This window comes from Stutzerimonas kirkiae, from assembly GCF_004327335.1.
Lineage (GTDB): Bacteria > Pseudomonadota > Gammaproteobacteria > Pseudomonadales > Pseudomonadaceae > Stutzerimonas > Stutzerimonas kirkiae.
Window position 1 is genome coordinate 251,572 of the sequence record NZ_QJUO01000001.1, and the last position, 25,588, is coordinate 277,159.

19 protein-coding genes are annotated in these 25,588 nt (G+C 65.3%); 13 read left to right on the plus strand and 6 right to left on the minus strand.

The genetic code is table 11. The annotated features are described in order from the left end of the window. Positions 1-53 precede the first annotated feature (53 nt). The 5 genes from betC (at position 54) to DNJ95_RS01150 (ending at position 6,084) form a co-directional block, all read left to right on the plus strand. A complete protein-coding gene (gene betC / locus DNJ95_RS01130) occupies positions 54-1,565 on the plus strand; it encodes a choline-sulfatase (RefSeq protein ID WP_131182886.1) in 1,512 nt (503 codons plus the stop codon). Positions 1,566-1,981: 416 nt separating this feature from the next. Continuing rightward, the gene (gene tauA, locus DNJ95_RS01135) at positions 1,982-2,977 is read left to right on the plus strand and encodes a taurine ABC transporter substrate-binding protein (RefSeq protein ID WP_131182887.1); all 996 of its coding nucleotides are present in this window, start codon (positions 1,982-1,984) and stop codon (positions 2,975-2,977) included. Between the two features lie 16 nt (positions 2,978-2,993). After that, entirely contained in the window at positions 2,994-3,779 is a 786-nt protein-coding gene (gene tauB / locus DNJ95_RS01140) for a taurine ABC transporter ATP-binding subunit (protein WP_131182888.1), read from the plus strand. Further along, on the plus strand, positions 3,776-4,612 hold the full coding sequence (tauC, locus tag DNJ95_RS01145; RefSeq protein ID WP_131182889.1) for a taurine ABC transporter permease TauC: 837 nt from the start codon (positions 3,776-3,778) through the stop codon (positions 4,610-4,612). The genes tauB and tauC overlap by 4 nt, the downstream gene beginning before the upstream one ends. Before the next feature lie 191 nt (positions 4,613-4,803). Further along, positions 4,804-6,084, plus strand: coding sequence for an OprD family porin (locus DNJ95_RS01150; protein ID WP_131182890.1), 1,281 nt, complete (start codon positions 4,804-4,806; stop codon positions 6,082-6,084). A 130-nt stretch (positions 6,085-6,214) separates the two neighbouring features. Here the strand turns inward: DNJ95_RS01150 and phoU are convergent, their stop codons facing one another. The 5 genes from phoU to DNJ95_RS01175 all read right to left on the minus strand — a co-directional run bounded on the left by phoU (position 6,215) and on the right by DNJ95_RS01175 (position 13,139). Further along, positions 6,215-6,949: a phosphate signaling complex protein PhoU gene (phoU, locus tag DNJ95_RS01155; RefSeq protein WP_131182987.1), complete on the minus strand. Its 735-nt coding sequence runs from the start codon at positions 6,947-6,949 to the stop codon at positions 6,215-6,217. 97 nt (positions 6,950-7,046) lie between these two features. Beyond that, positions 7,047-7,886: a phosphate ABC transporter ATP-binding protein PstB gene (pstB, locus tag DNJ95_RS01160; protein WP_131182891.1), complete on the minus strand. Its 840-nt coding sequence runs from the start codon at positions 7,884-7,886 to the stop codon at positions 7,047-7,049. A gap of 95 nt (positions 7,887-7,981) precedes the next feature. Further along, positions 7,982-9,652 carry a phosphate ABC transporter permease PstA gene (gene pstA, locus DNJ95_RS01165; protein ID WP_131182892.1) on the minus strand — a complete coding sequence of 557 codons (1,671 nt, stop codon included), beginning with the start codon at positions 9,650-9,652 and terminating at the stop codon, positions 7,982-7,984. A 57-nt stretch (positions 9,653-9,709) separates the two neighbouring features. Then, positions 9,710-11,968: an ABC transporter permease subunit gene (locus DNJ95_RS01170; RefSeq protein ID WP_131182893.1), complete on the minus strand. Its 2,259-nt coding sequence runs from the start codon at positions 11,966-11,968 to the stop codon at positions 9,710-9,712. 202 nt (positions 11,969-12,170) lie between these two features. Next, complete coding sequence (locus DNJ95_RS01175; protein ID WP_131182894.1) at positions 12,171-13,139, minus strand: phosphate ABC transporter substrate-binding protein PstS family protein; 969 nt, start codon at positions 13,137-13,139, stop codon at positions 12,171-12,173. A gap of 437 nt (positions 13,140-13,576) precedes the next feature. Between DNJ95_RS01175 and DNJ95_RS01180 the strand changes: the two genes are divergently transcribed. The 4 genes from DNJ95_RS01180 to DNJ95_RS01195 all read left to right on the plus strand — a co-directional run bounded on the left by DNJ95_RS01180 (position 13,577) and on the right by DNJ95_RS01195 (position 16,506). Further along, the gene (locus tag DNJ95_RS01180; protein WP_131182895.1) at positions 13,577-13,975 is read left to right on the plus strand and encodes an acyl-CoA thioesterase; all 399 of its coding nucleotides are present in this window, start codon (positions 13,577-13,579) and stop codon (positions 13,973-13,975) included. A gap of 5 nt (positions 13,976-13,980) precedes the next feature. After that, positions 13,981-14,883: an AEC family transporter gene (locus DNJ95_RS01185; RefSeq protein WP_131182896.1), complete on the plus strand. Its 903-nt coding sequence runs from the start codon at positions 13,981-13,983 to the stop codon at positions 14,881-14,883. A 248-nt stretch (positions 14,884-15,131) separates the two neighbouring features. Further along, a complete protein-coding gene (locus tag DNJ95_RS01190) occupies positions 15,132-15,830 on the plus strand; it encodes a glutathione S-transferase N-terminal domain-containing protein (protein WP_131182897.1) in 699 nt (232 codons plus the stop codon). A gap of 79 nt (positions 15,831-15,909) precedes the next feature. Continuing rightward, complete coding sequence (locus tag DNJ95_RS01195; RefSeq protein WP_131182898.1) at positions 15,910-16,506, plus strand: nitroreductase family protein; 597 nt, start codon at positions 15,910-15,912, stop codon at positions 16,504-16,506. Between the two features lie 136 nt (positions 16,507-16,642). Here DNJ95_RS01195 and DNJ95_RS01200 read toward each other — a convergent pair whose 3' ends face one another. Then, complete coding sequence (locus DNJ95_RS01200; RefSeq protein WP_131182899.1) at positions 16,643-17,695, minus strand: sigma-54 interaction domain-containing protein; 1,053 nt, start codon at positions 17,693-17,695, stop codon at positions 16,643-16,645. Between the two features lie 362 nt (positions 17,696-18,057). On the opposite strand from DNJ95_RS01200, the gene DNJ95_RS01205 reads away from it, so the two are divergent. From DNJ95_RS01205 to DNJ95_RS01220, 4 genes are all read left to right on the plus strand, one after another. Continuing rightward, positions 18,058-20,295 carry a TonB-dependent receptor gene (locus DNJ95_RS01205; RefSeq protein WP_131182900.1) on the plus strand — a complete coding sequence of 746 codons (2,238 nt, stop codon included), beginning with the start codon at positions 18,058-18,060 and terminating at the stop codon, positions 20,293-20,295. Between the two features lie 48 nt (positions 20,296-20,343). Continuing rightward, complete coding sequence (locus tag DNJ95_RS01210; RefSeq protein WP_131182901.1) at positions 20,344-21,396, plus strand: ABC transporter substrate-binding protein; 1,053 nt, start codon at positions 20,344-20,346, stop codon at positions 21,394-21,396. Positions 21,397-21,664: 268 nt separating this feature from the next. Continuing rightward, the gene (locus DNJ95_RS01215; protein WP_131182902.1) at positions 21,665-23,950 is read left to right on the plus strand and encodes a TonB-dependent receptor family protein; all 2,286 of its coding nucleotides are present in this window, start codon (positions 21,665-21,667) and stop codon (positions 23,948-23,950) included. 46 nt (positions 23,951-23,996) lie between these two features. Continuing rightward, positions 23,997-25,583 (plus strand): GMC family oxidoreductase, encoded by a 1,587-nt coding sequence (locus tag DNJ95_RS01220; RefSeq protein WP_131182903.1) that lies wholly within the window; start codon positions 23,997-23,999, stop codon positions 25,581-25,583. Positions 25,584-25,588 lie beyond the last annotated feature (5 nt).

Here is a 25,588-nt window from a genome sequence, read left to right on the forward strand (position 1 = left end):
GTCATAACTTTAAGCTCTAACCCGATTCAATGCATAGCCGTGGACCTTCTGACATGCAGCGCCCGAACATCCTCTTCATCATGGCCGACCAGATGGCGGCCCCCATGCTGCCGCTCTACGACGCCCACTCCCCGGTGAAGATGCCGCACCTGATGGCACTCGCACAGCGCTCCGTGGTGTTCGATTCCGCCTATTGCAACAGCCCATTGTGCGCGCCCTCGCGCTTCACCCTGATGAGCGGGCAATTGCCCAGCCGCATCGGCGGCTACGACAACGCCGCCGAACTGGCCGCCGACACGCCGACCTACGCCCACTACCTGCGCCGGCTCGGCTACCGCACCGCGCTATCGGGCAAGATGCATTTCTGCGGCCCGGACCAGTTGCACGGCTACGAAGAACGCCTGACCAGCGACATCTACCCGGCGGACTTCGGCTGGACGGTCGACTGGGATGAACCCGAGGTGCGCCCGAGCTGGTACCACAATATGTCGTCGGTGCTGCAGGCAGGCCCCTGCGTGCGCACCAACCAGCTCGACTTCGATGAAGAAGTGATGTTCAAGGCGCGCCAGTACCTGTTCGACCATGTGCGCGGCAATGACCCGCGCCCCTTCTGCCTGACTGTCTCGCTGACCCATCCCCACGACCCCTACAGCATTTCCCGGGAATACTGGGACCGCTACCGCGACGAGGACATCCCGCTGCCGCGCCAGGTCATCCCCCAGGCCGAGCAGGACCCGCACTCACAGCGTCTGCTCAAGGTCATCGACCTGTGGCAGCGGGAACTGCCCGAGGAACGCATCCGCGCCGCTCGCCGCGCCTATTTCGGCGCCTGCAGCTATGTCGACGACAATATCGGCCTGCTGCTGAAGGCCCTGGAGGACTGCGACCTCGCCGAGGACACCCTGGTGGTGTTCTCCGGCGACCACGGCGACATGCTCGGCGAGCGAGGCCTCTGGTACAAGATGAACTGGTTCGAGATGGCCGCGCGGGTGCCGATGCTGATCAGCGCGCCACGGCGTTTCGCCGCGCGCCGGGTCGGCGCCAGCGTATCCACCGCCGATCTGCTGCCGACCCTGGTGGAACTGGCCGGCGGCGAAACCCATCCGCAACTGCCCCTCGATGGCCGCTCCCTGCTACCGCACCTGCGCGGTGAAAGCGGCCATGACGAAGTATTCGGCGAATATATGGGCGAAGGCACGCAAAGCCCGCTGATGATGATCCGTCGCGGTCGCTACAAGTTCATCTACAGCCGTCAGGACCCGCTGATGCTGTTCGACCTGGAGAATGACCCGGAGGAAAGTGAAAACCTCGCATCGAATTCGGATTGCCAGGCAATCGTTCAAGACTTTATCGACGAAGCGCAACAACGCTGGAATATATCCGGCATAACTTCCGAAGTACTTGCCAGCCAGCGGCGCAGGCGTCTGGTGAACGCGGCATTGAACCAGGGCAAGTTGCATTCATGGGACCACCAGGCACATAGCGATGCGTCACAGCAATATATGCGCAACCATATGCACCTGGATGACCTGGAGCGACGCGCCCGTTATCCGCTGCCGGAATGATCGACCGCCTGGGCGCAATAGCGATAGCCATCATCCCGGGGCCGCCGGAGGGCATCGCCTGGCGGCTCGCCCCATCCTGCGGTCAATCCATCGACGGACTTGCAGGCAATAACGAGACACTTCCACGACAATAAACGGAAAAGGGGAAATTCGAAAAACCTCACACTGAATTTTCAATCCCGAACCCCATTTACAACCGGATAACGGCACGTCGTTAATTCTGGTCTTCATGCTGCCCGAAATAAAAACAATTAATATCCAGCGAATAAGCTAATTCATAAATAATATTTTTATAACGCAATGCCTGTTTCTATCATCCCCTCACCGGACTGCCGGCGCATTACAACCCAGCCGTTCCAATAATCCCGCCCATGCCGTTCCAGTCGACGGCATTGCAGCCATCGAGGAATACTTGCATGAAACCAGCTTCACGGATCTTCCGCCGCCTGGGCCTCGCCCTGGCCCTGACCGCCACGGCCCTGCAGGTCCAGGCCGCCGATATCGTCATCGGCTACCAGACCGGCATCGACCCGGCCAAGGTGCCACAGGCCGAAGGCGCCTATGAGAAAGCCATCGGCGAGAAACTCGACTGGCGTCGCTTCAACAGCGGTCCGGAGGTGGTCACCGCGCTGGCTTCCGGTCACCTGCAGATCGGCAACCTGGGCTCCAGCCCGCTGGCCGCCGCCACCTCGCGCGGGCTGCCGCTGGTGACCTTCCTGGTCGCCGCGCGCATCGACTCCGCCGAAGCGCTGGTGGTGCGCAACGGCAGCGGCATCAATGACCCGCAGGACCTGCTCGGCAAGACCATCGCCACGCCGTTCGTCTCCACCTCCCACTACAGCCTGCTCGGAGCCATCAAGCACTGGGGCCTGGACGCCTCCAAGGTGAAGATCGTCAACCTGCAGCCGGCCGAGATTTCCGCCGCCTGGAAACGCGGCGACATCGACGGCGCCTTCGTCTGGTCGCCGGCCCTGGGCGAGATCAAGAAGGACGGCAAGGTGCTCACCGATGCCGCCGAAGTGGGGCGCTGGGGCGCGCCGACCTTCGAGGTGTGGGTGGCGCGCAAGGACTTCGCCGAGAAACACCCCGAGGTGCTGGCACGCTTCGCCGAGGTCACGCTGAAGTCCTTCGCCGACTACAACGCAAACCCCGCCGCCTGGGACGCCGCCTCGCCGCAGGTCGCCAGCATCGCCCGGCTGACCGGCGCCGAGCCGGCGGACGTGCCCGAACTGCTGGCCGGCTCGGCTTTCCCCAACCGTGACGAGCAGTTGTCCGAAGCCTGGCTCGGCGGCGGCACCGCCAAGGCCATCGCCGCCACCGCAGAATTCCTCAAGGAACAGGGCCGGGTCGATCGCGTACGCCCCAGCTATGCCGAATTCGTCAGCAGCGACGCCGTGCGCGCGGCGCAATGACCAGGAGGCTCCGTCCATGGCTCGATTGAAGCTGCGCCAGGTCAGCGCCTCCTACCAGGAGCAGGGCCTGCCGGTACTGGAAAACGTTTCGCTGGAACTGGTCCCCGGGCAGTTGCTGGTCGCCCTCGGGCCATCCGGTAGCGGCAAGACCACGCTGCTCAACCTGATCGCCGGCTTCGTCGAGCCCACTGCCGGCGAGATCACCCTGGACGGCGAGCCGATCCGCGGCCCCGGCGCCGACCGTGGCGTGGTGTTCCAGGGCGATGCCCTGCTGCCCTGGCAGGACGTGCTGGGCAATGTCGCCTTCGGCCTGGAGCTGGCCGGGGTGGCGCGTAGCGAGCGCGAGCAGCGGGCCGCCGAACTGCTGGCGCTGGTCGGCCTGGCCGGTTTCGAGCGGCGCCAGGTCTGGCAGCTCTCGGGCGGGCAGCGCCAGCGCGTCGGCATTGCCCGGGCGCTGGCCGCCGACCCACGCGTACTGCTGCTCGACGAAGCCTTCGGCGCCCTCGACGCCTTCACCCGCGAACAGATGCAGGAGTTGCTGCTGAACGTCTGGCAGCGCACCGGCAAACCGATCCTGCTGATCACCCACGACATCGAGGAAGCGGTGTTCCTCGCCACCGACCTGTTGCTGCTGGCAGCCAATCCCGGACGTATCGTCGACCGCCTGGAGCTGGATTTCAGCCGCCGCTATGCCGCCGGCGAAACCGCCCGCCAGGTGAAATCGGCACCCGATTTCATCGCCCGCCGCGAGCGGATACTCGAACGGGTCTTCGCCCGCCACCAGCAGGAGAGCGCCGCATGAGCCAGTCGCTGCAGAACATCGCCAACCCCGCCGAAGCGCCGCCGCCACGCCGTGGCAAATGGCGCCTGGGCACCCGCCAGATCGGCGCCCTGACGCTGCTCGGCCTGCTGCTGGCCTGGTGGCTGGTGACCTGGCTGGAAGTGGTGCCGGAGCTGTTCCTGCCCTCGCCGCAAGCGGTGCTGGACAAGTTCTGGCAGCTCGCCACCCGCGGCTACCTGGACGCCACCCTCTGGCAGCACCTGGGCACCAGCCTGGCACGCATCGGCGTGGCACTGCTCCTGGCGCTGCTGGTGGCGATCCCGGTCGGCATCGCCATCGGCCGCAACCGCATCGCCCAGGGCATCCTCGACCCGCTGATCGAGTTCTACCGGCCGATCCCGCCGCTGGCCTACCTGCCGCTGATCGTCATCTGGTTCGGTATCGGCGAACTGTCCAAGGTGCTGCTGATCTACCTGGCGATCTTCGCTCCGATCGCCATCTCCACCGCCAACGGCGTACGCAGCGTCGATCCGGTGAAGCTGCGCGTGGCGCGCTCGCTGGGCGCCAGCGGCTGGCAACTGATCCGCCACGTGGTACTGCCCAGCGCCCTGCCGGACATTCTCACCGGGGTGCGCATCGGGCTCGGTGTCGGCTGGTCCACGCTGGTCGCCTCGGAGCTGGTGGCGGCCACCCGCGGGCTGGGCTTCATGGTGCAGTCGGCGGCGCAATACCTGGCCACCGACGTGGTGCTGCTGGGCATCCTGATCATCGCGCTGATCGCCGCCAGCATGGAAATCGGCCTGCGTGCGCTACAGAAGAAGCTGGTGCCCTGGCACGGGGAACAACAGCTCTGAGACAAACCGCAGGGTTCGCCATAGGCCCCGCTGTCGCGCCGTCCAGGTACGCACGGCGCACCCTATATGAACCCTACGCGGCTGATCGCTCCGCGCCCCATGACGAAGCGGCCAACCGCCTCGGGGAGCGCCACTCACTCTTCATATGACCATTGGAAATTCCGGGCATGGCCCGGAATGGGGGAACACTCATGTCCAGAAAACACGCCAACACCCTGTTTCTGCTGTCCGCTCTGGCCCTGCCGACGCTGGCCGCCGCGCAAGGTTTTATCGAGGACAGCAGCCTGAACCTGCTGTCGCGCAACGTCTACTGGGACCACGACGGCCACAAGGGCGCCGCCGACAAGCGCGAATGGGGCCAGGGCTTCCAGTTGGCCTACAGCTCCGGCTACACCCGGGGCACCGTCGGTTTCGGCCTGGAGGCCCACGCCTACGCCGCCTTCAAGCTCGACAGCCAGCGCGACCGCGCCGACACCGGCCTGCTGGTGCCCGACAGCGACGGTAGTTCACGTGGCGAAGCCAGCACGGCAGGCGCCGCGTTGAAACTGCGCGTGTCCGGCACGGAACTGAAATACGGCGAGCTGCGCCCCTATAACCCGGTGCTGGCGCTGGCCGACGCCCGCCTGATACCGGCCACCGCCACCGGCTTCCTGCTGAGCAGCCAGGACATTCCCGGCATCGACCTGGAAGCCGGCCACTTCACCGCCGCCCGTGACTTCAACCGCACACACCACGATGGCGGTTTCCGTGCCGCCTACGCCGGCGTGGAGGGTGGCGATGTCGACTTCATCGGCGCCAGCCACTCGCTGCGCCCCAACCTCGGCGTGACGCTCTACGCCTCGCGCTACGAAGACCTGTGGCGGCAGTACTACCTGAACGGCAACTACGACATCGAGTTGGATGGAGGACGCGGGCTGAACCTCGACTTCAACCTCTACCGCAGCCTCGACCAAGGCCGCGCACTGGCCGGCGATATCCAGGTCACCGCCTGGTCGCTGGCCGCCGCCTACCGCTTCGGCGCGCACAAGCTGACCCTGGCGCACCAGCGCATCCACGGCGACCAGCCCTTCGACTACCTGGGCCTCGGCGGCGGCGGCTTCCACGACTCGATCTACCTGGCCAACTCTTCGCAGTACGCCGACTTCAACGGCCCCAACGAGCGCTCCTGGCGCATTCGCTATGACCTCGACCTGAGCACTCTCGGCGTACCAGGCCTGTCGTTCATGGCGCGCTATATCCGTGGCAGTGATATCGACGGCGGCACCCTGCGGGCGGGAACGCCCTATGCCTACTATGGCGACGATGAGAAGCACTGGGAACGGGATATCGAGGCGCGCTACGTTGTGCAGGCCGGCAAGGCCAAGGACCTGACCTTCCACCTGCGCCAGGCGACGCACCGCATCTCCGGGCAGTCCGATGTGGACGTGGACCAGTTGCGCCTGATCGTCTCCTGGCCGCTGCGGATTCTCTGACGCCCGAGCGACTCGGGCGGCTGGTGGGAAAGGGCTGGAGGGCTGGTGAAACCCGTGCGCATGGACACGCCAGCGCAATCAATCGGGTTTCACTGGATGCTCGCAAGACCAGCGGGCCGATGCCCGCCGGTTACGCCTCGCCCTCGCTCTTGCCCTGCACTTCTTCCTTCATCCGCGCCAGGCCCAGGTGGCGAACGTCGGTGCCTCGCACCAGGTAGATCACCAGCTCCGAGATATTGCGCGCGTGGTCGCCGATGCGTTCCAGCGAGCGCAGCACCCAGATCACGTTCAGCACCCGGGAGATCGCCCGCGGGTCTTCCATCATGTAGGTGACCAGTTCGCGCAGGGCGGTCTTGTACTCGCGGTCGATGGTCTTGTCGTACTGCGCCACCGACAGCGCCAGGTCGGCGTCGAAACGGGCGAAGGCATCCAGCGCTTCCTGCACCATCTTGCGCACCTGGTCGCCGATATGACGGACTTCCACATAACCACGCGGCGCCTCGCCCTCTTCGCACAACTGGATGGCGCGGCGAGCGATCTTGGAAGCCTCGTCGCCAATGCGCTCGAGGTCGATCACCGACTTGGAGACGCTGATGATCAGCCGCAGGTCGGAGGCCGCCGGCTGGCGACGGGCGAGAATACGGATGCACTCCTCGTCGATATTGCGTTCCATCTGGTTGATCTGATCATCGACCTCGCGCACCTGCTGGGCCAGGCCGGAGTCGGCCTCGATCAGGGCGGTGACGGCATCGTTGACCTGCTTTTCCACCAGGCCGCCCATCGCCAGCAGGCGGCTGCGAACCTCTTCCAGCTCGGTGTTGAACTGCTGGGAAATATGTTGGGTATGGCTGTCTTTGTTCATCAGAAACTCCTGAAAAGCCGCTGAAGGCTGAAGGCTGAAGTCTGGACGTAGGAGCTCTTCCGTCCAGCCTTCAGCGCCGTTGTCGTTTTTATCGGCTTTTTTAGCCGTAGCGCCCGGTGATGTAGTCTTCGGTCTGCTTCTTGGCCGGGTTGGTGAACAGCGTGTCGGTGTCGCCATACTCGATCAGTTTGCCCATGTACATGAAGGCGGTGTAGTCGGAAACCCGCGCCGCCTGCTGCATGTTGTGGGTGACGATGACGATGGTGTACTTGGACTTCAGTTCGTAGATCAACTCTTCGACCTTCAACGAACTGATCGGATCGAGTGCCGAGCTGGGTTCGTCGAGCAGCAGCACTTCCGGCTGCACGGCGATGGTCCGGGCGATCACCAGACGCTGTTGCTGGCCGCCGGACAGGCCGAGCGCCGACTCGTGCAGGCGGTCCTTCACTTCGTCCCACAGCGCCGCGCCCTTGAGCGCCCACTCGACGGCCTCGTCGAGCACACGCTTCTGCTTGATGCCCTGGATGCGCAGGCCGTAGATGACGTTCTCGTAGATGCTCTTGGGGAACGGGTTGGGCTTCTGGAACACCATGCCGACACGGCGGCGCAGGTCGGCGACATCCTCGCCCTTGCGGTAGATGTTGTGCCCATCGAGGTTTATGGCGCCTTCGATGCGACAACCGTCGACCAGGTCGTTCATGCGGTTGAAGCAGCGCAGCAGGGTCGACTTGCCGCAACCGGACGGGCCGATGAACGCGGTCACGCGCTGTTTCGGGATATTCATGCTGACATCGTACAGCGCCTGCTTCTGACCGTAGAACAGGCTCAGGCCGGGCACTTCGATGGCCACCGTTTCATTGGCCAGATCGAGGGTGCGCTTGTCGCGCCCCAGGGCAGAGATGTCGATGGCGTGGGTATGGGAGTGAACTTCTTGCTGCATGGCTTGTTTCCTCGAATCGCTGGAGGCTGAACGCTGGAGGCTGAACGAAAAGCGACATTCGTCCGGCCTTCAGCCTCCAGCGCCTTTATCGGCTGTTAATGGTCAAGCGCCTTGTATTTCTCGCGCAGGTGGTTACGGATGTAGATGGCGCTGAAGTTGAGCAAGGCGATTACCAGTACCAGCAACAGTGCGGTGGCATAGACCAGTGGGCGCGCCGCCTCGACGTTGGGGCTCTGGAAGCCGACATCGTAGATGTGGAAGCCCAGGTGCATGATCTTCTGGTCCAGGTGCAGGTAAGGATAGTTGCCGTTCAGCGGCAGCGCCGGTGCCAGCTTGACCACGCCCACCAGCATCAGCGGCGCCACCTCGCCGGCGGCGCGCGCCACCGCCAGGATCAGGCCGGTCATCATCGCCGGGCTGGCCATCGGCAGCACCACCTTCCACAGCGTTTCCGACTTGGTCGCGCCGAGGGCCAGGGAGCCTTCGCGGATCATCCGCGGAATACGCGCCAGGCCTTCCTCGGTAGCGACGATCACCACCGGCAGGGTGAGGATCGCCAGGGTCAGCGAGGCCCACATCAGGCCCGGCGTACCGAAGGTCGGCGCCGGCGCGGCCTCGGGGAAGAACAGGCGGTCGATGGAACCGCCCAGCACATAGACGAAGAAGCCCAGGCCGAACACGCCGTAGACGATCGACGGCACGCCGGCCAGGTTGTTCACGGCGATGCGGATCACCCGGGTGAGGAAACCCTGCTTGGCATATTCGCGCAGGTAGACCGCCGCGATCACGCCGAACGGGGTGACGATCACCGCCATGATCAGGGTCATCAGCACGGTACCGAAGATCGCCGGGAAGATACCGCCTTCGGTGTTGGCCTCACGCGGCTCGTCGCTGACGAATTCCCACAGCTTGGCGAAATAGAAACCGAGCTTCTGCGGCACCGACATGGCGTTGGGCTGGAAGGCCCGCACCACCTTGCCCAGGCTGACTTCCAGCTCATGCCCATCGGCGGTGCGCACAGTCATGCTGTCGCGGTTGAAGGTCTGGTAGAGCGCCGTCAGTTCGGCCTCCAGCACTTCGTACTCGGCATGCCAGCCATCGCGCTCGGCGTCCAGCTCCGCCTGGGCCTGGGCGTCGAGGCGACCATCCAGCTCCAGCTTGCGGGTCTTCAAGCGCAGGCGTTCGAGACCGTGGTTGATGCGGCCGATGTCGACCTTCTCCAGTTGCGCGATATTGCCATGCAGCTCGTCGACGCGCGCGATGCGCTTCTGCAGCTCGTTCCAGGCACCCTCGCCTTCGGCCACCAGCTTGCCGTCTTCCTTGACGTTGACCAGGAAGCCATAGAAGTTGCCCCACTCGCGGCGCTCGACCGCGATCAGGTCCTTCGGCGTGCGCGGGTTGCTCAGCCACTCGCCGACCACCCAGGTGAAGTCGGCGCCGTAGACCTCGCGGTTGCCCACCTTGAGCAGCTCGCGGGTCATGAACTCGCCACCCTCGGCGTTCACCGGCAGGCCGGAGGCCGCCAGCCGCGCACGCGGCACTTCCTCGAGTTGTACCACTTCACCGGCCAGCAGGCGCGACTCGCTGCCCGGCACCTGGTAGTCGGCGACGATCACATCCGCCGGCCAGAAGTGCCCGAGCCCGCGCACGGCGATCACCGCCAGCAGCCCGATGGTCATGATCACGGCGACGGACACCGCGCCCGCGTTCATCCAGATCCACGGCGAACCGCTATTGAACCAGCCTTTGAGGGAATCCTTTTTCACGGATTTACACCTTTGTTCGAAATCTTCCGGCAGCCGCTGACGGCTGCGCCTTGGCAATTACAGGCTTGCATACTTGCCCCGCAACCGTTGGCGGATCAGTTCGGCCAGGGTGTTCATGACGAAGGTGAACATGAGCAGCACCAACGCCGCCAGGAACAGCACGCGATAGTGGCTGCTGCCAACCTCCGACTCGGGCATTTCCACCGCCACGTTGGCCGCCAGGGTGCGCAGCCCCTGGAAGATATTGGCCTCCATGATCGGCGTGTTGCCGGTGGCCATCAGCACGATCATGGTTTCGCCCACCGCACGGCCCATGCCGATCATCAGTGCCGAGAAGATGCCCGGGCTGGCGGTGAGGATCACCACCCGCGTCATGGTCTGCCAGGGCGTGGCACCGAGGGCCAGGGAGCCCAGGGTCAGGCTCCTGGGCACGCTGAATACCGCATCCTCGGCGATCGAGTAGATGGTCGGGATCACCGCGAAGCCCATCGCCAGGCCGACCACCAGGGCGTTGCGCTGGTCGAAGGGGATGCCCATCTCGTTGGTCAGCCACAGGCGCATGTCGCCGCCGAAGAACCAGTTCTCCAGATAGCCGCTGACCGCCAGCGAACCGTAGCCGACCAGCAGCACCACCGGGATCAGCAGGGCCGCTTCCCAGCCGTCCGGCACGCGCAGTCGCAGGCTTTCCGGCAGGCGGCTCCAGCCATAGGCGGCGGCGATGATGCCCACCGGCATCAGCAACAGCAGGCTGAAGATACCCGGCAGGTGGCTCTCGAGGAACGGCGCGAGGAACAGGCCGGCGAAGAAGCCGAGGATCACCGTCGGCAGCGCTTCCATCAGCTCGATCACCGGCTTGACCTTGCTGCGCAGGCGCGGCGCCATGAAGTAGGCGGTGTAGATGGCCGCGCAGATCGCCAGCGGTGCCGCCAGCAACATCGCGTAGAAGGCCGCCTTGAGCGTACCGAAGGCCAGCGGCGCGAGGCTCAGCTTGGGCTCGAAGTCGGTGTTGGCGGAAGTCGACTGCCAGACGTAGTCAGGTTCGGGATAGCTCTCGTACCAGACCTTGCCCCACAGCGCGCTCCAGGAAATCTCCGGGTGCGGGTTGTCGATCACCAGGCCCTGCAGCTTGCCAGCGCTCTCCACCAGCAGGCGGTTGGCACGCGGCGACAATGCGGCGATGGCCGTGCCCTCGGCCACCGACTCCTTGAGCAGGGTGCGGTGCGCGGTGCTGTGGAAGATGCCGACGGTGCCACTGGCATCCAGCGCCAGAAAGCCCTTGCGCCGCTCTTCCGGCAGGATCTGGGTGACCGGGCTGTCGCCCAGGCTGAAGTTGCGGACGTTGCGCAGCTCCGACTGGCCATGCTCATCGCGCACCATGAACCACTGGCCGATACCGCCCTTGGAATCGCCGACCAGCAGCGAGATACCACCGAGCAGCGAAGTCACGCTGGTCACTTCGGCCTGGCCGCTGGCCAGCTTGTAGCGCCCGTTGAGCTGCTGCTGGCGCAAGTCGAAGACATCCGCGCTGGCCTGGCCGCTGATCGCGTACAGCCACATCTGCCGCGGATCGACCAACAGCACCTTGATCGGCTCGGACAGTTGCGGCAGCGCCAGTTCGCTCTGCTCCTGGCTGCTTTCGCCGGTCAGCAGGTTTTCCGTACTGGAAATACGCACGGCATGCAGTTGATTGCCGGTGGAAGCCGCCAGCAGCAGGGTCGAGCCGTTCTGGCTGACCGCCACATGCTCCAGCGGGCGCCCCTGTTCATCCAGGCTGACCGGCTGGCCACCGAAGGGATAGGTCACCTGGGGTTCGATCAGGCGCTTGTTGTCCGGGTAGCTGATCCGGTAGTGATGCTCCAGCACCAGTGCCTGGCCATTGCTCAGGCCCAGCACCACGCGGCGGCTACCCGGTACATCCTGGCCGATGGAAACCACCTGGCTGCCTTCCGGCAGCGGCAACGCCACCTTCGACAGCGCGCGCCCGGAGTCGGTGTCGAAGAACTGGATATGGCCATCACGCCCGAGGCGCAATGCCACCTGGTTCTGCTCCTCCATCGCCAGCAACAGCGGTTCGCCGGCCTCGGCCAGCCAGGCCGGTTGCCGTGCATCCTGCCGCTCCAGGCTAGCGCCCTGGAACATCGGCAGCACCACGCTCGCCAGATAGAAGAATATCAGGGTAATAGCCGCCAGCACGGCCAGCCCCCCGATGGAGACATACCAGCGCGCCAGGTGATCCTTGAGGGCGCGCAGGCGACGCTTGCGCTGCAGGGCTGGGGTATTGAAGTCCAGCCGTTGCAATTTCGAGTGAGCGGTCATGGCGTTATTTCATTCCTGCCAGGGTGGGCCATACGGCCCTCCGGGATACTGTCCGAAAACGGCCCACGCACCATCGCACGGGCGTAAGCGGCTCCGGCCAAAGCCTATAGCGGCCATGTGACAAATAAATTACAGAACACCGAAACGAAGACGCCCGCCAGCGCTGGATGCGTGGCGGGCGTGCGGCCTGACTCCTATGGAATCAGAGACCCAGGTCTTTCAGCGCCTTGTCGACGACTTTCTTCGGCAGCGGGATGTAACCATCCTTGACCACCACGTCCTGGCCTTGCTTGGACAGCACCAGCTTGACGAACTCGGCGTCCAGCGGGCTCAGAGCCTTGTTCGGCGCCTTGTTGACGTAGACGTAGAAGAAGCGCGCCAGCGGGAACTTGCCGGCCAGGGCGTTTTCTTCGCTGGCCTCGAAGGCCTCGCCACCCTTGGACAGGGGAACGGCGCGAACACTGGAGGTGCGGTAGCCAATGCCCGAATAACCGATGGCGTTCAGGGTACTGGAGATCGACTGCACCACGGAAGCCGAACCCGGCTGCTCGTTGACGTTGGACTTGAAGTCACCTTTACACAGGGCTTCTTCCTTGAAGTAACCGTAGGTACCGGATACCGAGTTGCGACCGAACAACTGGATCGGCTTGGCCGCCCACTCGCCGGTCAGGCCCAGGTCGCCCCAGGTCTTGAGGTCCTTGGCGCCACCGCACAGACGGGTGCTGGAGAAGATCGCGTCGACCTGCTCGATGTCCAGGCTCTTGATCGGGTTGTCCTTGTGCACGAACACCGCCAGGGCATCGATCGCCACCGGTACGGCGGTCGGCTTGTAGCCATACTTCTCTTCGAAGGCCTGGATCTCGTTGTCCTTCATCGGACGGCTCATCGGGCCCAGGTTGGCGGTACCCTCGGTCAGAGCGGGCGGCGCGGTGGAAGAACCGGCGGCCTGAATCTGGATATTGACGTTCGGGTAGCTGCGCTTGAACTCTTCAGCCCACAGGGTCATCAGGTTGGCCAGCGAGTCGGAACCGACGCTGGAGAGGTTGCCTGATACGCCGGAGGTCTTCTCATAGCTGTGCAGTGCAGGATCGACCGCCGCCACAGCGCTGGCGGCAGTGCCTACACCAGCGGCAACGAAGGTCAGGGCCGCCATCAAACGATTCAGTTTCATACCTTGCTCCTGGCAGGGATGTACTTGGGAAGTGTTGGTGGAACGGTGGCCAGTATCGGCAGACCGTATGAACACTCTATGAATCGAATGTGACAATCCAGTTACAGCCTGGAGCCTGGAGCCTGGAGCCTGGAGCCTGGAGCCTGGACAGTGTGCACGTCAGCGCCAAAAACCGGTCAAGCGCTTTCGGCCTTTTCGTCCAGCTTTCCAGCCCAGCGCTTTTGTCGAAGCCCCTTTCCAGTGAATAACGCTATAGCGCAGTCGCCCTGGGTAATTGCAAAAGCCCGCCATCTGCGCCAGTCTCGTCGCTGTACTCGCCAGTTCCGCCACCACGCGGGTTTGCGCCACAAGAAATTGCCGGGCGCAATTTTTGCCGTCGCGATAATGACGGCCCACAGGATGGCAGACCACAAAAACAATTGCGCTCCGAGTCGACGATGAAAGATTACGAACAGGAAGACCCGATCCCGCAGGGCGACCTCGCCCTGCAAATCACCGCGCTGCCGCGCGAGACCAACGGCTTCGGCGACATCTACGGCGGCTGGCTGGTCGCGCAGATGGACCTGGCCGGCACCGCCATGGCCAGCCGGGCCGCGGCAGGCCGGGTGGCGACCGTCTCCATCGAGCGCATGGCCTTCATGGTGCCGGTGGCCGTGGGTGCGCAGTTGTCCTTCTATACCCAGACGCTGGAAGTGGGCCGCAGCTCGATCCAGATGCTGGTCGAAGTCTGGAGTGAAGATCCCGTCTCCCAGGAGTGGCGCAAGGTGACCGAGGCGGTGTTCGTGTTCGTCGCCATCGACGGCAGCGGACGCACCCGCCCGCTGCCGCGCCGCTGATCGCCATGATCGCCCTGCTGCTGGCGCTGTGGCCGCTGTTCGCCCTGATCGTCGCCGGCTACCTGCTGCGCCGTGCCGGCTTTCCCAACGAGGCCTTCTGGCCCGGCGCCGAACGCCTCAACTATTTCGTCCTGTTCCCGGCGCTGCTGTTGAGCAACCTGGCCAGCGCGCCGCTGGACAACCCGGCGCTGCCGCGCCTGGCGCTGGCCGTGGTGCTGGGGCTGGGCCTGCTGTGGCTGGCGCTGCTGCTGGCGCGCCGGCTATTCGCCTGGCCGGCGGCCCGTTTCGGCGCCATAGCCCAAGGCATCCTGCGTTTCAACACCTACCTCGGGCTGGCGACGCTGGGCAGCCTGTACGGCCCGGATGGCCTGGCCCTGGCGGCACTGATGCTGGCGCTGATGATCCCCATCGTCAACGCCATGTCGGTCTGGGCGCTGCTGGCCGAGCATGGAGCCAGCGCTCGCAGCCTGTTGCTGCCGATGCTGAAGAACCCGCTGATCCTCGCTTGCCTGGCTGGTGCGGCGATCAACCTGTCAGGGCTGGGCCTGCCCGGCGGTAGCGAGCGCCTGCTCGCCTTGCTGGCCGCCGCCAGCCTGCCACTGGGGCTGCTCTGCGTCGGCGCGGCACTGCAGCCCCGGCAGTTGCATGGCGAAGTGCCAGCCCTCGGCTGGAACTGCGCACTGCGCCTGCTCGCCGTCCCGGCCCTGGCCTACGGCGTGGCGCGCCTGCTGGCCCTGCCGGCCATGGAAAGCACGGTACTGGTGCTGTTCTTCGCCCTGCCCACCGCGCCCACCGCCTATGTACTGACACGCCAGCTCGGCGGTGACAGCCAGTTGATGGCCGGCATCATCACCCTGCAGACCCTGCTGGCGGCGCTGAGCCTACCGCTGGTGCTGGTCCTGCTGTAGGGTGCGCCGCGCCGCCCCTGGACGGCGATGCAACCGGTGCGCGCGGCGCACCCGGCAGCACAGGGAGGCCGGACCAGACGCACGAGGTAACCCGGCCTCTTTCGTTCGGCTTTCCAGACTCCAGCGCTTTTCTCGAGGCGCATCACGATATAGCGCAATAAGCCGCTAAAGCAGCTCGCCCCACGCGCCCAAACCCGCCACTTTCGGTTAATCTCGACGCTTCCCTGCCTTGTTCCACAGGATTCTAAATGACCGCCCTAGAGCCCTTCCTCGTCACGCGCAAATGGCCCGCGCAACATCCTGAACGCCTGCAACTGTATTCCCTGCCGACGCCCAACGGGGTCAAGGTCTCGATCATGCTCGAAGAGATCGGCCTGCCCTACGAGGCGCACAAGGTCAGCTTCGACACGCGCGACCAGTTCACCCCCGAATTCCTCTCGGTCAGCCCGAACAACAAGATCCCGGCGATCCTCGACCCCAACGGCCCGGACGGCCAGCCGCTGGCGCTGTTCGAGTCCGGCGCGATCCTGGTCTACCTGGCGGAAAAGAGCGGCCAGTTGCTGCCCGGAGACGCAGCGCAACGCTACCAGGCGCTGCAGTGGCTGATGTTCCAGATGGGCGGCATCGGCCCGATGTTCGGCCAGCTCGGCTTCTTCCATAAGTTCGCCGGCAAGGCGATCGAGGACAAGCGCCCGCTCGAGCGCTACGCCGCCGAATCCAGCCGCCTGCTCGGCGTGCTGGACCGCCAGTTGCAAGGCCGCGAGTGGGTGCTGGGCGCCGACTACAGCATCGCCGATATCGCCATATTCCCCTGGGTGCGCAACCTGGTCGGCTTCTACGAAGCCGGCGGGCTGGTAGGCTTCGACGCCTTCGGCAACGTGCGCCGCGCCCTCGACGCCTTCCTCGCCCGCCCGGCGGTGGAACGCGGCTTGAAAGTACCCAGCTGACAGACAGCGGGCATTCCATACGCCACGCCTGACATGGCCCCATTGCCCAACCTGCCTCAAGGCAGAACCAGGAGTTTTCATGAGCACTCGTCAACCCGAACACCCGATCAACCCGCTGTTCGCCGAACGCTGGTCGCCACGCGCCTTCAGCGGCGAGCCGATCACCCGCCAGCAGCTCGACAGCCTGCTGGAAGCGGCGCGCTGGGCGCCTTCGGCGTACAACGCACAGCCCTGGCGCTTCCTCTACGCGCTGCGCGGTAGCGCCGAATGGGACACCTTCCTCGACCTGCTGCTGCCCTTCAACCAGCGCTGGGCCGCCAACGCCTCGGCACTGCTGTTCGTGCTGTCCAAGCGCAGCTTCGTCGCCCCCGGCAAGGAACAGCCGGCGCCCTTCCCCAGCCACGCCTTCGACACTGGCGCGGCCTGGGCCAACCTGGCTCACCAGGCTGCCCACGACGGCCTGGTGAGCCATGCCATGGGCGGTTTCGACGGTGCGCGGGCACGTGTTGCCCTGGAGGTCCCGGAGGACTACGAGTTCCAGGCCGCCGTCGCCATCGGCCACCTGGCCAGCCCGGACACCCTGCCGGAAGACCTGCGCAAACGCGAACAGCCCAGCCTGCGCGAGCCGCTGCGCAAACTGGCTGCCGAAGGGCGCTTCAACAGCGATATCCTCTGAAGCGCGACTGCCGCCGGCGCTACCGGCGGCAGTCACAAGCCCATAGGGGTGCGCCATGCGCACCTGAGCGGTGAAATCGGCGCGCATGGCGCCCCCTACGATGGTGGTTCCGGCTCACAGGATCGTGAACGGCTTCTTAAAGCTCGCCGATCTTCTCCAACCGCGCCCGCACGATATTGCGGCTGATGCCGAGCAGGCGCCCGGTCTGCAACTGGTTGCCATGGCAGAAGCGGTAGGCCGTGCGAAACAGGACTTCCTCGATATGCTCGTAGAGGTCCGGCAGGTTCCGCTCGTACAGCGCATTCAGCGCCGCCTCCAGGCTCACCTCTTGTGCCGCGCCAATAGCCTGGACCGGCGTATCGAGCCGCGGGCTGGCAGAGCTGGAACGCATTTCCGCCAGTTGCAGGTCGGACGGCTGCACCAACTGGTGGCGGCATACCAGCAGCGCATGGTGGATGGCGTTCTCCAGCTCGCGGATATTGCCCGGCCAGTTGTGCATCAACAGCTTGCGCTCGGCCTCGGCGCTGAGGCTGGCACGCTGGTAGCCCAGGCGCTGGCAATGCTCGTTCACGAAGAACTCGGCCAGCGGCAGGATATCGCCGGGGCGCTCGCGCAACGGTGGCAGGCGAATGGTGGCGACATGCAGGCGGTAGAACAGGTCCTCGCGGAAATTCCCCGCCACCACCGCATCGGCCAGGTTGACGTTGGTCGCCGCCACCACCCGCACGTCGATCGGAATCGGCGTACGCGAGCCCAGCCGCACCACTTCGCGCTCCTGCAGCACCCGCAGCAGCTTGACCTGCATGGACAACGGCAGGTCGCCGATTTCGTCGAGGAACAGGGTGCCGCCATTGGCCGCCTCGAACCAGCCCACCTTGTTGCTGGTAGCGCCAGTGAAAGAGCCTTTCTCGTGGCCGAACAGCTCGCTCTCCACCAGGCTCTCCGGAAAGGCGCCGCAGTTCACAGCGACGAACGGCGCCTGGTGACGACGGCTCAGGTGGTGCACATGGCGCGCCACCAGTTCCTTGCCGGTCCCAGTCTCGCCCATGATCAGCGCATTCGCCTCGCTGGGCGCCAGCCGTTCGATACGGTTGAGCAATTCCTGCGAGCGCGGGTCCTTGAACACCAGCACGGTAGCGCGTACCGACTTGGTCAGTTCGCGGGCCTGGGGGTGGGTGATCAGAGACATATCGGCGAACCCGTGTGAAGCCTGGAGAGCGCCATAGTGCCCGATCTGCATATATAAAAAAAATCTTAAATGTTTATTTGCATATTCAATATAAATATAAATAGTTCATTGCTTCCAGAGCAGCACGCCAACAGCAGCCACTGCTGCCAGAGCAGTAGCCACGGTACGTTCAAAAGAGCCATCCAATAAATAAAAACCCATTACTTTCAATTGATTGAGCCTTTATATCGCCCTCTCCAGCGACCCGGTACGGTTGTTGCGATAGCCCCTGCTGCGACCTCACCAGCACGAGTCGCCTACGACACGACAGCCACGGGCCAGGCCGGCAGACCTGGCTCGAATCACGCCGCATTGGGGGCAATATGTTGAAACCTCACACCCTTTCCATCGCGATCGCCTGGTCCCTCGGCGGACTGGCCGGCATCGCCCTGCCGATGGTGCATGCCAGCGAAACGACAGACACCCGTTCGAGCGCGGAGGACACCGGCAACCCGACCCTGAGCAAGATCACGGTCACCGCGCAAAAGCGCGAAGAGACCCTGCAGGAAGTCCCTTCCTCGATCTCCGTACTGAGTGGCGACAGGGTGCGTGACAGCGCATTGCAATCGGCCAACGAAGTGACCCAGTTCATCCCCAATGCCTCGGCCGGCACCAGCGAGGCCCATGGCCGCCCGCGCTGGTGGATCCGTGGCCTCGGCACCGGCGACCAGGGCGCCAACACGGTCAGCCCGGTGGGTATCTATGTCGATGATGTCTACATCGCCAACATCAGCGCCACCAGCTTCCCGCTGTTCGACCAGGAGCGCGTGGAAGTGCTGCGCGGCCCGCAGGGCACCTTGTGGGGCAAGAACACCACCGGCGGCGCGATCAATTTCATCTCGCGCAAGCCGACCTTCGATCGCTCCGGCTACTTCAAGGCGGGCCTCGGCAGCTATGCCGAGCGGGTCGTCGAGGGGGCACTGAGCGATGCGCTGATCGACGAGCGCCTGGCCGCACGCCTGTCGTTCCGCCACCAGGGCCGCGACGGCTACAACGAGAACCTGGCCGACCACGACAGCCAGGGCGCCCTCGAGGACAGTGCCGCGCGCCTGCAATTGCTGGCGCGGATCAACGACGAGCTGGAAGCCAACCTCAACCTGCACGCGCGCCGCTACCATGACACCGCCGGCTACAGCACGGTCAACTACGGGCTGCGAGCGGATGGCAGCAACCAGTTCGGCTACCGCGTCGAGCCCAGGCAGGGCGAGGTCAACTACAACGCCAAGTACAAGGTGAACGTCGAGCAGACCGGCGGCAACCTCAACCTGGCCTGGCAACTCGGCGAGCTGGAGCTGACCTCGATCACTGCCTTCGAGCATTTCGAGCGCGACGCTTTCAGCGACGGCGACAACACCCCGCTGGAGCTGCAGCGGGGCTACAACTATGCCGACAGCCAGCAGTGGTCGCAGGAACTGCGCCTGGCCTCGCCACGCGAGAACCGCCTCAACTGGGTGCTCGGCTTCCATTACTTCCATGAAGACCTGGAATCGCGCACCGCCAACGCCACCCTGGACAACACCTACATATCGCGCAGCTACAACAACCTCGGCTATGACCACCAGAGCGAAAGCTACGCCCTGTTCGGCAGCGCCACCTACCGCTTCAGCGACGACTTCAAGCTCACCGCCGGCCTGCGCTGGACCCGCGAGCGCAAGGACATCGACCTGATCCGCCATGCCAACCAGGGCGAGGCCGGCTTCACTGGCGGCGACTGGTGGAAGATCGGCAGCGTCGGCACGCCGCTGGTGGTCACCGCGACCCAGGACGACAGCAATACCTGGAGCGACTGGACCTACGACCTGACCCCGGAATACCGCCTCGCCGACAACGCCCGGGTGTATTTCCGCTATGCCTACGGCTTCCGCTCCGGCGGCTACAACGCCGGGGTCACCAGCCAGGCGACGGTGGCCACGGTGAACCCGGAATACCTGACATCCTATGAGTTGGGCCTCAAGTCCGAGTGGTTCGACGGCCGGCTGAATGCCAATGCCGCCGTCTTCTACTACGACTACAAGGACATCCAGCTCAACATCGTCACTGCGGTGAACAACCAGACCGTCTCGCGCCTGGCCAACGGCGCCCAGGGCGAGGCCTACGGCGCCGAGCTCGAGCTGGAGGCCATTCCGCTGGAGAACCTGCACCTGAACTTCGCCGTCGGCCTGCTGCACACCGAGTTCACCGACTACACCTCGGGCAGCGACGACTTCTCCGGCAACAAGTTCGTCCGCGCGCCGAACGTCTCGGCGGTGCTTGGCGCCGACTACCGCATTCCGCTGAACGTCGGCGGCGCGCTGATCCTCGGCACCGACTGGAACAGCCGCAGCCGCCAGTACTTCTTCTCCAACAACCAGACCCGGAGCATGCGCAGCGGCGGCTACACCCTGGGCAATGCCCGGGTCACCTGGGAGCTGCCGGGGGAAACCACGCGCATCAGCGCCTACGTCAACAACCTGACCGACAAGGAGTACCGCAACCACACCCTGCCCGGCGGCTTCCAGAGCGCCGGGGTGATGTTCGGCGACCCACGCACCCTGGGCCTGTCCGTTACCAGCGAATTCTGACTACACGGCGGCGGCCCGCGGGCCGCCAGCCCCAACGAGGTCATTTACATGCCCGCATCCCTTTTTCCACGGTTCTGGCGCCGAGTGGCGTGGCTGTCGCTGGTACTGTTCAGCGGCCAGGCGCTCGGCGAAACGCCCAAGAGCGTACGCATCGCCACCGTGGCCTACGTCAATGCCGGCCAGACCACCTTCTACGGCCCGGCCGAGGTGATCGCCCGCGACCAGTGGCTGCAGCGGCAGCTCGCCGAGCGCGGTATCGAACTGCAATGGGTACCGGCCGCCACCGCCTCGGTCGGCACCTTCGTCAACGAGGAGTTCGCCAACCAGCGCATCGACTTCGCCCTCTACGGCGACCTGCCGTCGATCATCGCCAACGCATCCGGCGTATCGACCCGGCTGATCGCCCCCGGCGGCAGCGGCAACCATGTCTACCTGGTGGTACCGCCGGGCTCCGAGGCGCGCTCGATCGAGGACCTCAAGGGCAAGCGCATCGCCCTGCATCGCGGCCGCCCGTGGGAGTTGTCGTTCGCCAAGCTGCTCGACGCCCATGACCTGGGGTTCAAGGACTTCCGCATCTTCAACCTGAACCCCCAGGCGGGCGGCGCGGCCCTCAGCGCGGGGCGGGTCGATGCCTTCTTCACCCTCAGCGACGCCTTCCTGCTGGAGGACAAGCAGGTCGGCAGGATCATCTGGTCGAGCAAGCAGGCACCCCGCGACTGGAAGATGCGCGCGGAGCTGTGGGGCGCCAGCGACTTCGTCGAGCAGCAGCCCGAGCTGACCCAACTGGTGGTCACCGCGTACCTGAAGGCCGCCCACTGGGCCGCCCAGGATGAGAACAAGGACACCTACCAGGGCTACCTGTCGAAGTCCGGCCAGCCGCTCAGCGTGCTGCAGCGCGAGGTGGCAGGCGAGCCCTGGTCCAGCCATTTCAGCCCGCTCTACGACCAGCCACTGCGGCAACACTATGTCGATGCCATCGCCTACAGCCGCAAGGCCGGGCTGATCCGTGGCGAAGTGGATGCCGAGCGCTTGCTCGAACCGGGATTCGTCGAGCAGGGCCTGCGCCAGTTGCAACTGCAGGACTACTGGCAGGCCGAATGATCCCCCTCCGCCGGCACACAGCGCAACGCCCCTCGAGCAGGGGCGTTTTGCATGCTGCGGCCCCTTCCAGCCGGCCGCCCATTGACCACACGGCACGCATTGCTGCTCCAGCATCACCCGACAAGCAACCGCTGCCGACGGAGCAGCAAGGTGGCCCCGACACAAGCGCCATGACCTGCTGAAACCCAGTAAACACGGGGCCTTCAGCCACTGGCACAGGCTTTGCTCTGTCTATTCCGTCAACGCTTTCAACACCCTGGGAACCATCATGAAATATCGAACAGAATTCAACAGGACGCACCTGGCCATCGCACTGTCCAGCGCACTGGCGCTGCCCGCCGGAACGCTCCAGGCAGCCGGACAGGACACGGCCCTCGACACCGTAGTGATCCAGGGCAAGAACGCCGCCGAGGACACCTATGTCGGCGACAGCAAGAAGGAAGTCGTCCCCGAGTCCCGTGGCACCCTGAGCAAGGCACAACTGGAGAAATTCGTCGGCCTCGACAGCGCGGTCACCGGCGCACTCAAGTACCTGCCCGGCGTGCACTCCAGCGGTGGCGACGCCTCCGGCATCACCGAAGGCAGCCTGAACATCCGCGGCTTTTCCCAGGACCAGATCGGCTTCACCCGCGACGGCGTGCCGATCAACGACCCGCAGTTCCTCACCCCGCACGCCGACTTCTTCGGCGACCCGGAAAACTACGAGTCGGTCAGCGTGCTCTACGGCTCCTCGTCGATCAACGCGCCGACCCTGACCGCCAGCGGCGGCAGCGTGCAGATCAAGTCGCTGGCGCCGACCAGGGACAGCGGCCTGCTGGTCAAGCAGAACGTCGGCAGCAACAACCTGCTGCGCACCTTCGCCCGGGTCAACACCGGCGAGTACGAGGGCTTCTCCGCCTGGCTGTCGGCCTCGCGGACCACCGGCGAACTCTGGGACGACAGCGACGGCGAACTGTCCTCCAACCGCTACGAGGGCAACCTGCAATACGAGTGGGGCAACGGCAACCGCATCAACGCCATCTTCTCCAGCTTCCTGATGCGCACCAACAGCTACAAGAACCCGACCCTGGCCGAGTACCGCGCCAACGACTACGACAGCGGCCATGCCAGGGACATCTTCCCCACCCGTGGCGGCGGCACCAATGGCGTCGCGGACATCACCATCCCCGGCGACAGCGCGGCCGCCTCGCGCGCCGACTTCAAGATCCAGACCTACGGCCTCAATGGCTTGTTCAACCTGAGCGATAACGTACAGCTCAGGATCGACCCCTACTTCGTGCGCGTCACCGACGGCACCGCCGCGGTCGCCGTGGTGCCGGTCAACGAGAACGCGGTGAACAACGACCTCAACGGCGATGGCGACAGCATCGACCCGCTGGTGACCGGCGCGCTGGCCGTCTACCCGAGCCAGTACCGCATCGGCTCGAGCAACAGCCTGGACGTGGTCCTCAACGACGCCCATACCCTGCAGCTCGGCCTGTGGACCGACTACACCCATGGCCGCCACCAGATGCGCGTGATCGAGATCAAGGGCAACGGCAAACCGGCCAGCATCGACGGCAGCACGCCGCTGCGCGACGGCAACGGCAACCCGGTGCATTTCACCGACCAGCGCAACGAGATCACCACCCAGAAGCTGTGGCTCCAGGACACCTGGGACATCCGCCAGGACCTGATCCTGACCGCCGGCCTGGCCTGGCAGCACACCGAGAACAAGGGTGACGACCGCCTGAGCGGCTTCCGTGGCAGCGCCGACTACAATCGCTTCCTGCCCAGCCTCAGCCTCAGTTGGCAGCGCGACGAACGCAACCAGTTCTACTACAACACCACCTCCAACATGCGCGTGCCCGCGGTGGCCTCGGTCTACGGGCGGATCGACGGCAGCGCCAAGCAGAAGCCGGAAATCACCTGGAACCAGGAAATCGGCTGGCGCTACAGCAGCGACGACCTGCTGCTCAGCGCGGCGCTGTTCCATGACAAGTTCAAGGACCGCCAGGCCGCCTACGAGCAGGTCAGCGGCGTGACCTCCTACTTCAACGCCGGCGACGCCACCATCACCGGCCTGGAACTGGCGGTCAACGGCCAGTTGCCCGCCGACTTCAACTACTTCGCCTCCTGGACCTGGCTGCGCGCAACCCAGGACGACGACTACAGCGCCGGCGGCGTGACCCTCGACACCTCCGGCAAGCGGCTCTACGACACCCCGCGCAACCTGCTCTCGGCGGGCGTCGGCTACGACAACCGGACCTTCTACGCCAACTTCCTCGGCCGCCACACCGGCAGCTTCTACGGCGACCTGGCCAACAAGGAGAAGATCGGCGGCTACACGGTCTTCGACCTCAACCTCGGCTACCGCCTGAACAACCTGGGCGGCTACCTGAAGAACGCCACCCTGACCCTCAACCTCAACAACGTATTCGACAAGCAGTACCTGTCCGGGGTGAATTCCGGCTCGGTATCCGCCGACCCGGTCGACGCCGACTTCTACGACGCGCCGCAGTACTACAAGGGCGCGCCCCGCGCGCTGGTCGCCGGCATCTCGATCGACATCTGACCATCCGAATCACCGCCCGGGCAGCACCCCGGGCAGGGAGCAGAACATGAGCTACGACTACCTGATCGTCGGCGGCGGCACCGCCGGCAGCGTACTCGCCAGCAGGCTTTCCGCCGACCCCGCGCGCCGGGTGCTGCTGATCGAGGCGGGGCCGGATACCCCGCCGCACGACACCCCGGCGGAAATCCTCGACGGCCTCAACCCCTTCCGCCTGCGCCTGGAACTGCGCGAGCGCTACTTCTGGCCAGGGCTGAAGGTATTCCACGGCGCCCAGCCGGAGGGTACGCCGCGCCAGGAACGCTTCCTGGAACAGGCGCGGGTACTCGGCGGCGGCTCAAGCATCAACGTGCTGGTGGCCAATCGCGGCCTGCCCCGCGACTACGACCAGTGGGCCGCCCAGGGCGCCGATGGCTGGGACTGGAACGGCGTGCTGCCGTTCTTCCGCAAGGTCGAGCGCGACACCGACTACGACAACGAGCTGCATGGCCAGGACGGGCCGATTCCCATCAGCCGGGTCAAGCGTTCGCAATGGAACCCGTTCACCCGCTCGGTGATCTCCGCGCTGGAAGCCGAAGGGCTGCGCGATATCGGTGACCAGAATGGCGTGTTCGAGGACGGCTACTTCCCGCCGACGGTCAACCTCGAACACGGCCAGCGCGTCTCCGCCGCACGCGGCTACCTGGACGCGGCGGTGCGCGCCCGCGGCAACCTGACGGTCTGGAGCGGCACCCGGGTCCTCGGCCTGCGCCGCGACGGCACCCGCATCAGCGGCGTCGAGGTGTTGCGCGACGGCCGGCGCCTGCTAGTGGAAGCCGGCGAAACCCTGCTCAGCGCCGGTGCGCTGCAATCGCCCGCGCTGCTGCTGCGGGCCGGCATAGGCCCGGCCGCGCACCTGCGCGACCTGGGTATCGAGGTGGTGGCCGACCGCCCGGGCGTCGGCGAGAATCTCTGGGAACACACCTCGATCGGCACACTGGCGACCCTGGGCCGGGAAGCCGCCGAGGATGCCCGCCTGAGCGAGCCGGGCAGTTCCCACCAGTTGGGCATCCGCCTGTCCTCGGGGGTCGATGCGGATACGCCGTCCGACCTTTACCTGGCGATCGGCGCCGATGCCGAACGCGGCGTCGCACATGCCCTGCTGTGGCTGAACAAGCCCAGTTCCCATGGCCGCCTGCGCCTGCGCGACAGCGACCCGGGCAGCCCGCCCCGGGTGGACTTCAACCTGCTCTCGGAGCGTCGCGACATCCAGCGCATCCAGGTCGCGCTGCGAACCATCGAGCGGCTGTTCCAGCACCCGCGCCTGGCACGCTACCGCCTCGAGCTGCGGCTGACGCCCTTCGCCGTGCCACAACCCGGCGGCCCGGCGCTGGCCGAACTGCTGGCCGACGAGGCGGCGCTGGAGCGTTACCTGCGCGAGCAGGTCGGCGGCGTCTGGCACCCCAGCGGCACCTGCCGCATCGGCCGCGCCGACGACCCGCTGGCGGTGGTCGACCCGGCTGGCCGGGTATACGGCGTCGAGGGCCTGCGGGTCGCCGATGCCTCGATCATGCCGGTGATCCCCACCGCCAACACCAACCTGCCGACCCTGATGCTCGCCGAGAAGATCGCCGACGCCATCCTCGCCGGCGCCTGAGGAGC

Coding starts and splice junctions, on each gene's coding strand:
- betC (WP_131182886.1), top strand. CDS start 54: ATGCAGCGCCCGAACATCCTCTTCATCATGGCCGACCAGATGGCGGCC.
- tauA (WP_131182887.1), top strand. CDS start 1,982: ATGAAACCAGCTTCACGGATCTTCCGCCGCCTGGGCCTCGCCCTGGCC.
- tauB (WP_131182888.1), top strand. CDS start 2,994: ATGGCTCGATTGAAGCTGCGCCAGGTCAGCGCCTCCTACCAGGAGCAG.
- tauC (WP_131182889.1), top strand. CDS start 3,776: ATGAGCCAGTCGCTGCAGAACATCGCCAACCCCGCCGAAGCGCCGCCG.
- DNJ95_RS01150 (WP_131182890.1), top strand. CDS start 4,804: ATGTCCAGAAAACACGCCAACACCCTGTTTCTGCTGTCCGCTCTGGCC.
- pstB (WP_131182891.1), bottom strand. CDS start 7,886: ATGCAGCAAGAAGTTCACTCCCATACCCACGCCATCGACATCTCTGCC.
- DNJ95_RS01170 (WP_131182893.1), bottom strand. CDS start 11,968: ATGACCGCTCACTCGAAATTGCAACGGCTGGACTTCAATACCCCAGCC.
- DNJ95_RS01175 (WP_131182894.1), bottom strand. CDS start 13,139: ATGAAACTGAATCGTTTGATGGCGGCCCTGACCTTCGTTGCCGCTGGT.
- DNJ95_RS01180 (WP_131182895.1), top strand. CDS start 13,577: ATGAAAGATTACGAACAGGAAGACCCGATCCCGCAGGGCGACCTCGCC.
- DNJ95_RS01185 (WP_131182896.1), top strand. CDS start 13,981: ATGATCGCCCTGCTGCTGGCGCTGTGGCCGCTGTTCGCCCTGATCGTC.
- DNJ95_RS01190 (WP_131182897.1), top strand. CDS start 15,132: ATGACCGCCCTAGAGCCCTTCCTCGTCACGCGCAAATGGCCCGCGCAA.
- DNJ95_RS01195 (WP_131182898.1), top strand. CDS start 15,910: ATGAGCACTCGTCAACCCGAACACCCGATCAACCCGCTGTTCGCCGAA.
- DNJ95_RS01200 (WP_131182899.1), bottom strand. CDS start 17,695: ATGTCTCTGATCACCCACCCCCAGGCCCGCGAACTGACCAAGTCGGTA.
- DNJ95_RS01205 (WP_131182900.1), top strand. CDS start 18,058: ATGTTGAAACCTCACACCCTTTCCATCGCGATCGCCTGGTCCCTCGGC.
- DNJ95_RS01210 (WP_131182901.1), top strand. CDS start 20,344: ATGCCCGCATCCCTTTTTCCACGGTTCTGGCGCCGAGTGGCGTGGCTG.
- DNJ95_RS01215 (WP_131182902.1), top strand. CDS start 21,665: ATGAAATATCGAACAGAATTCAACAGGACGCACCTGGCCATCGCACTG.
- DNJ95_RS01220 (WP_131182903.1), top strand. CDS start 23,997: ATGAGCTACGACTACCTGATCGTCGGCGGCGGCACCGCCGGCAGCGTA.